This is a genomic window from Stenotrophomonas sp. CCNWLW57, from assembly GCF_037203925.1.
Taxonomy (GTDB): domain Bacteria; phylum Pseudomonadota; class Gammaproteobacteria; order Xanthomonadales; family Xanthomonadaceae; genus Stenotrophomonas; species Stenotrophomonas rhizophila_A.
Map to the genome: position 1 here is coordinate 290,067 of NZ_JBBCBJ010000004.1, position 10,973 is coordinate 301,039.

Annotated in this window: 7 protein-coding genes; 3 read left to right on the forward strand and 4 right to left on the reverse strand. The window is 66.7% G+C overall.

From position 1 onward, the window contains the following. Window positions 1-82: 82 nt before the first annotated feature. The 4 genes from V9K91_RS11825 to V9K91_RS11840 form a co-directional block, all read right to left on the reverse strand. Window positions 83-2,257 (reverse strand): TonB-dependent siderophore receptor, encoded by a 2,175-nt coding sequence (locus V9K91_RS11825; protein ID WP_095363422.1) that lies wholly within the window; start codon window positions 2,255-2,257, stop codon window positions 83-85. A gap of 322 nt (window positions 2,258-2,579) precedes the next feature. Then, entirely contained in the window at window positions 2,580-4,277 is a 1,698-nt protein-coding gene (gene mqo, locus V9K91_RS11830; RefSeq protein ID WP_336442842.1) for a malate dehydrogenase (quinone), read from the reverse strand. Between the two features lie 138 nt (window positions 4,278-4,415). Continuing rightward, the gene (locus V9K91_RS11835; protein WP_095363420.1) at window positions 4,416-5,003 is read right to left on the reverse strand and encodes a hypothetical protein; all 588 of its coding nucleotides are present in this window, start codon (window positions 5,001-5,003) and stop codon (window positions 4,416-4,418) included. Window positions 5,004-5,090: 87 nt separating this feature from the next. After that, window positions 5,091-5,996 (reverse strand): LysR family transcriptional regulator ArgP, encoded by a 906-nt coding sequence (locus V9K91_RS11840; RefSeq protein ID WP_068850092.1) that lies wholly within the window; start codon window positions 5,994-5,996, stop codon window positions 5,091-5,093. Window positions 5,997-6,129: 133 nt separating this feature from the next. Between V9K91_RS11840 and V9K91_RS11845 the strand changes: the two genes are divergently transcribed. The 3 genes from V9K91_RS11845 (at window position 6,130) to V9K91_RS11855 (ending at window position 10,948) form a co-directional block, all read left to right on the forward strand. Beyond that, on the forward strand, window positions 6,130-6,765 hold the full coding sequence (locus tag V9K91_RS11845; RefSeq protein WP_068850096.1) for a LysE family transporter: 636 nt from the start codon (window positions 6,130-6,132) through the stop codon (window positions 6,763-6,765). A gap of 162 nt (window positions 6,766-6,927) precedes the next feature. Then, the gene (locus V9K91_RS11850; protein ID WP_336442841.1) at window positions 6,928-8,916 is read left to right on the forward strand and encodes a prolyl oligopeptidase family serine peptidase; all 1,989 of its coding nucleotides are present in this window, start codon (window positions 6,928-6,930) and stop codon (window positions 8,914-8,916) included. Window positions 8,917-8,998: 82 nt separating this feature from the next. After that, window positions 8,999-10,948, forward strand: coding sequence for a S9 family peptidase (locus V9K91_RS11855; protein ID WP_095363417.1), 1,950 nt, complete (start codon window positions 8,999-9,001; stop codon window positions 10,946-10,948). Window positions 10,949-10,973: the final 25 nt, after the last annotated feature.

Here is a 10,973-nt window from a genome sequence, read left to right on the forward strand (position 1 = left end):
GGACGGTGGTGCAACCCGCAGCGCAGCAAAAGAAAGGCCCGCCAGGAGGCGGGCCTATTCAGGTTCCAGCCGCGAGGCGGATTCAGTATTTCCAGCGCAGGCTCGCGGAAATGAAGCGCGGTTCGCCGTAGTTGTTGTAGTCCAGGTTGGCCCAGTAGGTCTTGTCCAGCGCGTTGCGCACGCTCAGGGTGGCGGTCCAGCTGTCGCTGATCTGGTAGTTGGCGTGCAGGTTGACCAGCATGTAGGCCGGCTGGCGCACGGTGCGGGTGCCGCCCAGCGGGTAGGGGATGTTGTAGCCCTCCACTTCGCTCTGCCAGGAGAAGCCGCCGCCCACGGTCAGGCGGTCCAGCACGCCGGGCAGGCGCACGCTGGTGTTGAGCTGCAGGAAATCCTCGGGCAGGTTGGCGTAGATCAGGTCGGTGCTGGCGCGGGTCACCTTGACGTGGGTGTAGCCGGCATTGACGGTCCAGCCCGGGCGGATCTCGCCGTTGATGTCCATTTCCCAGCCGCGCGACTTGGTGCCGTTGACGCCGATGTAGGCCGAGGTGCCATCGCTGAGTGAGCCGTCCGGCAGGCTCATGTCGCGCACGGCGTAGTTGTCCTGCTTGGCTTCGAAGATGGCGGCGTTGGCGGTCAGCCGGCCGTCGAACCACTGCGACTTGATGCCGGCTTCCAGGTTGGAGCCTTCCACCGGGGCTAGCAGGTTCTCGTTGCGGTCCTTGTAGTTCTGCGGGTTGAAGATTTCGGTGTAGCTGGCGTACACCGAGAAGTCGGGCACGATGTCGTAGACCAGGCCGACGTAGGGAGTGACTTCGTCGGTGACTTTGTACTGGCCGCTGGTGCCGGTGTAGGTGCCGGCGGCGTTGTAGGCGCGGGTCAGGGTTTCCCAGCGGCTGAGGCGCGCGCCGGCGATCAGCGACAGCGGATCGGCCAGGCGCAGGCGGGTGGAGGCGTACACGCCGCTCTGCCGGGTGCGGGCGATGCGGCGGGCGCCGGTGCGGCTGGCGGTCAGCTCGGGAATGTCGCCGTTCCAGTTGCGGATGTCGGGGATGTTGTAGCGCCAGTTGGCCACCGAGGTAAGGGTCCAGGTGGTGGCTTCGAGGTCGGACCAGCTGCCACCGACGACGACATCGTGTTCGCGGCCGAAGGCGGGGAAGGTGCCGGACAGGAACAGGTCGGCGCCCTTGCGGGTGTCTTCGGCATCGCCGGCACCGGCCAGCAGGTAAGTGCCGGCACCGCTCACGGGATCGGGGTAGCCGCTGCCGTAGACGCGCACGTTCTGGACGTTGCCGCGGGTGTAGGCGGTGTTGAGCTTGAGCAGCCAGTTTTCACCGAAGCGCTGTTCGAGGTTGGCGAAGGCGGTGCTGGTTTCGCGCTGCCAGTAGCTCCACTTGGGGGCCATGTTGGTTTCGCGGGGGAGGTGGGCGAAGGTGCCGTCGCTGTTGAAGAAGGGCACGGTGCCCCAGGTGGAGCCGACCGGGTTGTTGTCCTGGCGCTGGTAGCCGACGGTGACGGTGGTGGAATCGGTCAGGTCGCCTTCCAGCACGGCCATGCCGGCCATCTTGTCTTCTTTGTAGCGGTCGTAATACAGCTCGCGATCGGTATAGGCGGCAACGACGCGGCTGCGGAAGCGGCCATCGCGGGTGAGCGGGGCGTTGACGTCGGCTTCCATGCGGCGGAAGTCCCAGCTGCCGGCGCTGATGGCGAAGGAGGCGTCGAACTCCTTGCCGGGACGCTTGCGCAGCAGGTTGACGGTGGCCGAGGGAATGCCGGCGCCGCTGAGCAGGCCGTTGGCGCCGCGGATGACTTCGATGCGGTCGTAGAAGGCGGTGTCGTATTCCTGGTTGGTGGAGCCGCTGTAGGTGGGCAGGCTGTCGACCTGGAAGTCGGTGATGGTGAAGCCGCGCGCGTAGTACAGGGGGCGCTGGGTGTCGTAGAAGGAGACGTTGACGCCGGTGATGTTGCGCATGACGTCGTTGATCGAGAACAGCGATTCGTTCTGGATGCGGTCGAGGGCAAGGACGCTGGTGGACTGCGGGGTTTCCTGCAGGGTGATGGGCAGGCGGGTGGTGCTGGACGGCGCGCGCTGGGAGCCGACGACGTTCACCTGGTCCAGGGTCTTGGCATCGGCGGCACTGCTGCCGGCATCGACGGTGTCAGCCAGGGCCAAGGGCGAGGCCAGCGACAGCACGGACAGCAGGGCCAGGCCCAGCGGGGCACGGCGGACGGAAGCAGAGGGGTGGGAACGGAAGGACATGCGGGGGTCTCAGCAGAGGCAGGTGGGTGCACAACGGGACGCAAATGTAAATCGTTCGCATTCTAATTACAATAATTTAACGAGCCGAAAGCGCGGGCGTCTCCTTTCTACGTGTTGGGGTGCGGGGCGGCAGGGGGCAGCGGGACGCGCGTAAACCCTTCCATGGGGCTCATCGCAGCATCCATGCTGCTCAAGGTCCCGCTACCCCCTGCCGCCCCGCACCCCTGACGAATGGCTTGGGGCGGTCGGAACAGCAAAAAAAAACCGGCCGAAGCCGGTTTTTGTATAGCGGGGCTCTGCCCCGCTGCTTTCCGCTGCGGACCTACAGGGCCTGCAGCTCCTCGTTCGCATTCCGCTTTTCTTTCGCCGGCGCCACCGGCGCCGCGGGCGGCGGGGTCATCATCACTGCCGGGCTCGTCTCCACCGGCACGTCCAGGTACGGCAGGCGCAGGGTGTCGCTGGTCTGGCGGCGGATCTCGTTGGTCAGGGCCGGGCTGTCGTTGAGCTTGCGCCCGTAGGACGGCACGATCTGGGCCAGGCGGGCTTCCCAGCCGGCGGCCATCTGCTCGGGGAAGGCCTTCTTGAGCAGGTCCAGCATGATCGGCGGGGAGGTCGAGGCCCCCGGGGAGGCGCCGAGCAGGGCGGCCAGGGTGTGGTCCTTGTCGGTCACGATTTCGGTGCCGAACTGCAGGACGGCGCCCTTTTCCGGGTCGTGCTTGATGATCTGCACGCGCTGGCCGGCGGTGACCAGTTCCCAGTCCTCGCGCTTGGCGTTGGGGAAGTACTTGACCAGTTCGGCCTGGCGGTCGTCGTCGTTGAGGCGGGCCTGGCCCATCAGGTACTTCACCAGGTCCAGGTTCTCCGCGCCGACGTCGAGCATGCCGGCCACGTTGTTGTGGTTGACCGAGGAGTAAAGGTCGAACCAGGAGCCGTGCTTGAGGAACTTGGTGCTGTACAGGGCGAACGGGCCGAACAGGACCACCGGCTTGCCATCGAGCTTGCGCGAATCCAGGTGCGGCACGGACATCGGCGGCGAGCCGGTCTCGGCCATGCCGTAGGCCTTGACGCCGTGGCGGCCGGCGATGGCCGGGGACTTGAAGGCCAGGAACTGGCCGCCGACCGGGAAGCCGGCGTAGTTCTTGGCTTCGGGGATGTTGGAGAGCTGCAGCAGCTTGAGCGCGGCGCCGCCGGCGCCGATGAACACGAAGCGCGACTTGAGGGCGGACTCGGTGCCGGCGTTGAGGTCCTTGACCGTGACGTTCCAGGTCTTGTCGTCGTTCTGGCGCAGGGCGCGGACTTCATGTTCCAGGTGCAGGCTGAAGTTCGGGTTGCGCTGCAGGCCGGCGGTGAGCTGGCGGGTGATCACGCCGAAGTTGACGTCGGTGCCCAGCGGCATCCAGGTGGCGGCGACCTTCTGTTTCGGGTCGCGGCCTTCCATCAGCAGCGGGGCCCAGGCCTTGATCTGCGCCGGGTCTTCGGAGTACTGCATGCCGTAGAACAGCGGGTTCCTGACCAGCGCCTGCTGGCGCTTGTGCAGGTAGGCGATGTTGTCATCGCCCCACACGAAGCTCATGTGCGGGGTGGGGTTGATGAAGTCGGACGGCTGGCTGAGCCGGCCTTCCTTGACCTGGTGCGACCAGAACTGGCGGGAGATCTCGAACTGCTCGGCGATGCCGACCGCGCGCTTGGTCTCGATGCTGCCATCGGGCAGTTCCGGGGTGTAGTTCAGTTCGGCGAAGGCCGAATGCCCGGTGCCGGCGTTGTTCCAGCCATCGGAGCTTTCCAGGGCCACGCCGTCGAGGCGTTCGAACACCTGGATGTTCCAGTCTGGCTGCAGTTCCTGCAGGAAGGTGGCCAGGGTGATGCTCATGATGCCGCCGCCGACCAGCACGACGTCGACCGGCTTGTCGTTGCCGGCGGCCGGAACCGAACGCTGGTGGAGGGGCCAGTACAGGAATACCGCCGCTGCGATCAGCAACAGCACGAACAGGCCGAGGACGACCTTCGCTAACTTTTTCATGGATATCTCATGTGGGGAGATGAGGGCAGGATGACGGCGCTTCGTGGAAGAAGCGTGAAGAAACAAGCTCTTGGCGCATCCAGGGCCCAATTTTAGCCCGAACCGGTACGGATTTGGTGCAACGCAGCATCGCAAGGATCAATCGGACCCCAAGGTGAAATATTCAGCGAGGAAATACCCGCACTGGTAAACAAGCGCCAGCACGGCCAGACCCAGGTGGACCCGTCGCGAACGGCTTGCGATGCCCACCCCGGCAATCACCAGCATGATCCCGGTATGCACCGGGTACGCCTCGCCGAGCATCTGCCAGCGGCTGTGACCCTTGATCGCCGTGTCGCCCAGGTCGAGCACGGTCACCAGGGCGAGCATGCCGAAGAAGCCGCCGCGCCGCTGCAGCAGGTACTGCTCGTAGCTGCCGTACTCGCGCAGGTCATCGGGGAACAGCAGCACGCACAGCATGTACCAGCTGGCGCAGTAGCCGATCACGAACAGGTACAGGCCGAAGGTCCACTGGCGCACTTCGCCCAGACGGAACTCCCACCACCAGAAGGTAACCACCGACACCAGCATCCACAGCACCCAGCACAGGTGGATGCCGGACCACCCGCCGCGCCGGGCCGGATGCTCGATGATCGAGGCCAGGCCCTTCACCAGCGTGGTGATGCTCAACCCCAGGATGATGCTCAGCACCACCCGGATATGCAGATAGACCGGATCCGATTCCATCGAACGCCCCGCGCTGGATGCTTGGAGGCCACGGTAGGTGCCGACCGCTGGTCGGCACGTGAAGGCGTACCCACCAACGGTGGGTACCTACCGCCTGCGGCGCACCAGCGTCGCCGACGCCGCCAGCACGGCCCTGGTCAGCAGCGCCATCGTCTGCACGTCGCCCTTCCAGTGCTGCCAGTACAGCGGCACGTCTTCCCACGCACGCGGCTTCATCAGCACCAGCCGCCCCGCATCCAGGTGGCGCTTGACCAGCGGCAGCGGGTTCATCGTCCAGCCCAGCCCGCCCACGTTGGCCTGCACGAACGCCCGCGTTGACGGAATCCACCAGGTCGGCGCCGTCATCGGCAGGTCGTCGCCGGCCAGCCGCCGCGCGAACCGTGCCTGCATGTCGTCCTTGCGGTTGAACACCAGCACCGGTGCCTGGGCGAGGGACTGCGCGTTCACCCCCTTGGCAAAGTAGCGGTCGTGGAAGGCCTGCGTGCACGTGGCCGCGTAGCGGATGCTGCCCAGCGCGTGGATCTGGCAGCCCTGTACCGGCTCGTCCAGCGTGGTCACCGCGCCCAGCACCGCGCCCTGGCGCAGCAGCGCCACCGTGTGGTCCTGGTCCTCCGAGCGCAGGTCCAGCGTCGTCCCGGTCTGCCGCGCGAAACTCAGCGCCGCCTCCGGGAACCAGGTTTCCAGGCTGTCGTGATTCACCGCCACCGGGATGCTGGCGTGCGGCAGGTCCTCATCGGCAATACCCATCCGGTGCAGCGCATCGTGCTCCAGCAGCGCCGTCTGCTCGGCCAGCTGCACCAGCACCTGGCCTTCCGGCGTGGCCACCGCCGGCGAAGAGCGCTTGACCAGCAGCCGCCCGACCCGGTCTTCCAGCGCTTTTACCCGCTGCGACACCGCCGAGGCGGTGACATTTAGTGACTGCGCCGCCCGGTCGAAACTGCCTTCGCGGATCACCGCCGCCAGGGCGCGGAGCTGGGCATGGTCGATGCGCATCGTCTTAAGTTCCGCTAAAGATGGTTAAGTAAGTTTAGCTCTACTTTTCCATGTTGCGGCGCGACAATACGCGCCATCACGGTGCTGTACGCCTTGGCGAGGCACCGCCCCCCAGCAACACAGGTGGTATCCCATGTTCTCCTTCATTTCCGGCGGCCCCGGTCTGGCCGCGTGGCTCAGTGGTGCCGCAGCCGGCATCGGCCTGTTCGCCGTGGTCGGGGCCCAGAGCGCCTTCATCCTGCGCCAGGGCATCCTGCGCAAGCACATCGTGCCGGTCGTGGCGACCTGCGCGGCGATCGATGCCATCTTCATCTTCGCCAGCGTGGCCGGCCTGCGCACCCTGACCCAGGCATTGCCCTGGCTGACCACCGTGGTGCTGTGGGGCGGCGTGGCGTTCCTCAGCTGGTACGCCTGGCAGTCGGCCCGGCGCGCGCTGGCCGGCGGCGGCGGCATGCAGGTCGATGACGGCGACAACACCTCGCGCCGCGCCGTGCTGACCGCTGCGGTCGGTTTCTCGCTGATCAACCCGCACTTCTGGCTGGACATGATGGTGATCGGCTCCATTGCCGAAAACTTCGGCAATGCCCGCATGGCGTTCGCCGCCGGCGTGGTCACCGCCAGCTGCCTGTGGCTGACCGCCCAGGGCCTCGGTGCCCGCCTGCTGGCCCCGTTGTTCACCAAACCGCGTACCTGGCGGATCCTCGACGGCACCATCGCCGTGATCCTGTCCATCCTGGCCCTCAGCCTGGCGTTCCGCGGCGTGCATTGATCTCTCTCTCTCTCCGTCAATGCACGTCCAAATGGCACCGTTCGCGGTGCCATTTTTCTTTCCGGGCCCGGATGCGTCCAAGAAGGTCGCCACTGGCCTGTGCTGCGCCGATCTGTCTAGAATCGCCGATCACGGACAAGGTGTCTGGCAGGAGGGGGAAGGATGAACTACTCGAAATGGGCGGCCCTGGCCGTCTTGGCCCTGCTGTGCGGGCCGGTGGCGCAGGGTTCCGCTGCGGAGCTGGATCTTGAGCGCTATCTCAAGCGCGACACGTTTACCGACATCAAGCTGTCGCCGGGCGGGGACTACTACGCTGCCACCGTGCCGATGGAAGACCGAACCGCACTGGCCATCCTCAGCCGCGCCACCGGCAAGGTCACCGGTTCGTTCGTGCCGCCGCGCAACAACCACGCCACCAGTTTTTACTGGGTCAACAACGAGCGCGTGCTGATCGGCCTGGCCGAAAAGTTCGGCAGCCTCGACCAGCCGCAGCTCACCGGTGAGCTGTACGCCATGAACGCCAATGGCGGCCGTGGCGAACTGCTGGTCGGCTATCGCGTGGAAGGCAACGGTCCGGGCACCCGCATCCAACCGAAGAAGGTCGAAGCGGTCGCCGCCTTCCTGATCGATTCGATGCCGCAGGACGAGCGCAACGTGCTGGTCTCGGTGTGGCCGTTCTCCGAAGATCCCTACACCCGTGTCGATCGCATGGATATCGCCAGCGGCCGCCGTGTGACCGTGGCCCGGTCGCCGGTACGCCGCGCCGATTTCACCAGCGACCCGAGCGGGCAGATCCGCTTCGCCCACGGTGCCGGTATCGACAACGTCAACAAGCTCTATTACCGCGATGCCATCGGCGATACCTGGAAGCTGGTGAACGATGAGGCCGATACCGGCCGCATCGAAACCGCGCTTGGTTTCTCCGAAGACGGCAAGACCTCCTACCTGCAGGTGCAGCAGGCCAACGGCCCCGATGCCATCGTGACCTGGGACCCGGTCACCGGCACCCGCAGCCCGTTGCTGCGCGATCCCGTCGTGGACCCGGACCGTCTGATCTACCGCCCCGGCACCCGTGTTCCGGTCGGCGCGCTCTACCTGGGCGACAAGCCGCGCACCCGCTTCTTCGACGAAACCTCGGCCGACGCGCGCCTGTACCGCAGCCTGGAAGCCGCGTTCGGCGGTGATGCGGTGTTCATCGCCTCCAGCACGCGCGATGGCCGCAGTGTGCTGGTGGAAACCTGGTCGGGAAGCAATCCAGGTGACTTCTACATCTTCGACACGGTCGCCAAGAAGGCCGACCACCTGATCAGCCGCGGCGCCTGGATCGACCCGGACACCGCCGCCAAGGTGCAGCCGTATGCCTTCAAGGCGCGCGACGGCATGGAGCTGCACGGCTACCTCACCCTGCCGGCCGCGTCGGCAGGGGCGAAGCCGCCGATGGTGGTGATGCCGCATGGCGGCCCGTTCGGCGTGTTCGACGACGGCAGCTACGATTCCGAAGCTCAGATGCTGGCCGCGGCAGGCTACGCAGTGCTGCAGGTCAACTTCCGTGGTTCGGGCAACTTCGGCCGTGCCTACCGGCACGCCGGCGCCAAGCAGTGGGGCGCCGCCATGCAGGACGACGTGACCGATGCGACCCGCTGGGCGATCAGCCAGGGCCACGCCGATCCCGCCCGGGTCTGCATCTATGGCGCCAGCTACGGCGCTTACGCGGCGATGATGGGCGCGGCCCGCGAACCGGGCATGTACCGTTGCGCCGCCGGCTACGTCGGCGTGTACGACCTGCCGATGATGCACACCACCGGCGATGTCCAGCGCAGCGGTTCCGGCAGCACCTACCTGAAGGAATGGCTGGGCAGCCCCAACGACGTGGCCGCGGTTTCGACGGTCAACCTTGCCGACCGCATCAAAGTGCCGGTGTTCCTGGCGGCGGGCGGCGAAGACGAGCGCGCCCCGATCCAGCACACCAAGCGCATGGAGGCGGCGCTGCAGAAGGCCGGGGTGCCGGTGGAATCGCTGTACTACTCCACCGAAGGCCATGGCTTCTACACCGACCCGCATCGCCGCGAGTATTACGGCAAGCTGCTGGCGTTCCTGTCGCGCAGCCTGGGTGGCAAGACCGCGGGCGCGGCGGCCGCCGCCTCGCCCTGAGCGCCATGGGCGGATGGCGCCGCACGCGCGGTTCTGTCTAGAATCGGCGACCCGGACAGGGGGTCCGGACCAAGGGGGAAGGATGCGCAAGACACTGATGGCCGCGCTGCTGGGCGCCGGCTGTGCGTTGCTGTCGGCGACGGCCGGCGCGGTCGACCTGGAGCGCTACCTGCGCGACGATGCGTTCACCAACATCAAGATTTCGCCGGACGGCACCTATGTTGCCGCCAGCGTTCCGCTCCAGGACGCGACCGCCATCGCAATCCTGCGCACGTCCGACATGGCGATGGTCGGCTCGTTCCGTCCGCCGCGCGACAACCACGCCGGCAGCTTCGACTGGGTCAGCAACGAGCGCCTGGTGATCGGACTGGCGCAGAAGTGGGGCCGCCTGGACAAACCTCGCCCGACCGGCGAGCTGTACGGCATCAACGCCGATGGAAGGAGCGGCGAGCTGCTGGTCGGCTATCGGGTCGGTGGGCTCAACGACAGCCAGGTGTCGGCGTTCCTGACCGACGAGCTCGCCGACGACGAGCGCAACGTGCTGATTGCCGTGTGGCCGTTCGCCGAGAATCCCTACACCCGCATCGAACGCATGGACGCGGTCACCGGGCGGCGGATCGTCGTGGCGCGCTCGCCCGTGCAGAGCGCGTACTTCGCCACTGACAACACCGGCGAAGTGCGGTTTGCACTGGGTTCGGGCTCGGACAACGTGCAGAAGCTGTACTACCGCGCGCAGCGCGGCGACGACTGGGTGCTGCTCAACGACGAAGCAGTCAGCCGGCGTGTCGAGAAGCCGTTGGGCTTCTCCGCCGACGGCAGCCTGGCCTACCTGTGGATCGAGCAGTCCGAGGGCCCCGATGCCATCGTCAGCTGGAATCCGCAGACCAACGAGCGCCGCACCCTGTTGCGCGACGACGTGGTGGACCCGGGCCGGGTGATCTACCAGCCGGGCACCCGCATTCCGGTGGGCGCGCTCTACTACGGCGACGTGCCGAAGGCGCGCTTTTTCGACGACACCTCCAGCACCGCGCGGCTGTATCGCAGCCTGCAGGCCGCACTGCGCAGCCCGGTGTACATCACCTCCAGCACCCGCGATGGACGCATCGTGCTGGCGCAGACCTGGTCGGGCAGCAACCCGGGCGACTTCTACCGCTACGACACGGTGGAGAAGAAGGCCAGGCTGCTGGCCAGCCGCAGCAGCTGGATCGACCCGTCACAGAGCGCACAGGTGCGACCGGTGGCACTGAAGGCGCGCGATGGCCTGCCGCTGCACGGCTTCCTGACCGTACCCAATGGCAAGGAGGCGCGCCGGCTGCCGATGGTGGTGGTACCGCACGGCGGGCCGATCGGTGTGTTCGACGACGGCAGCTATGAGCATGAAACCCAGCTGCTCGCGGCGGCCGGGTATGCGGTGCTGCAGATCAACTTCCGCGGCTCGTCCAACTACGGGCGCGCGCACACCGCAGCGGCCAGGAACCAGTGGGGCCTGCGCATGCAGGACGACGTGACCGATGCCACGCGCTGGGCGATCGAGCAGGGCATTGCCGATGAGCAGCGCATCTGCATCTACGGTGCCAGCTACGGGGCCTACGCCGCGTTGATGGGCACCGTGCGCGAGCCGGGGCTGTACCAGTGCGCGGCCGGGTACGTGGGCATCTACGATCTGCCGCTGATGTTCGAGCGTGGTGACATCCAGAGCGATCGCTCCGGGATGACCTACCTGCGCGACTGGCTCGGCGCACCGGAAGCATTGGCGGAGCGTTCGCCGGTGAACCTGGCCGCGCAGGTGAAAGTGCCGGTGTTCCTGGCCGCCGGTGGCGAAGACAAGCGTGCCCCGATCCAGCACACGAAGAAAATGGAAGCCGCGTTGCGCCGCGCCGGCACGCCGGTTGAAAGCCTGTACTACAAGAGCGAAGGCCACGGCTTCTACACCCCACAACACCGGCGCGAGTACTACACCCGCCTGCTGGCCTTCCTGTCGCGCAGCCTCGGCGGGCAGACCGCTTCAGCCTCGACCGCAGCGCAACCATGACAAAGGCGGGGCGGTATTGCCGCCC

What these genes read in the sequence shown, in the direction of transcription:
- V9K91_RS11835 (WP_095363420.1), bottom strand. Translation starts at nt 5,003, where the DNA reads ATGGAATCGGATCCGGTCTATCTGCATATCCGGGTGGTGCTGAGCATC.
- V9K91_RS11850 (WP_336442841.1), top strand. Translation starts at nt 6,928, where the DNA reads ATGAACTACTCGAAATGGGCGGCCCTGGCCGTCTTGGCCCTGCTGTGC.
- V9K91_RS11840 (WP_068850092.1), bottom strand. Translation starts at nt 5,996, where the DNA reads ATGCGCATCGACCATGCCCAGCTCCGCGCCCTGGCGGCGGTGATCCGC.
- mqo (WP_336442842.1), bottom strand. Translation starts at nt 4,277, where the DNA reads ATGAAAAAGTTAGCGAAGGTCGTCCTCGGCCTGTTCGTGCTGTTGCTG.
- V9K91_RS11825 (WP_095363422.1), bottom strand. Translation starts at nt 2,257, where the DNA reads ATGTCCTTCCGTTCCCACCCCTCTGCTTCCGTCCGCCGTGCCCCGCTG.
- V9K91_RS11855 (WP_095363417.1), top strand. Translation starts at nt 8,999, where the DNA reads ATGCGCAAGACACTGATGGCCGCGCTGCTGGGCGCCGGCTGTGCGTTG.
- V9K91_RS11845 (WP_068850096.1), top strand. Translation starts at nt 6,130, where the DNA reads ATGTTCTCCTTCATTTCCGGCGGCCCCGGTCTGGCCGCGTGGCTCAGT.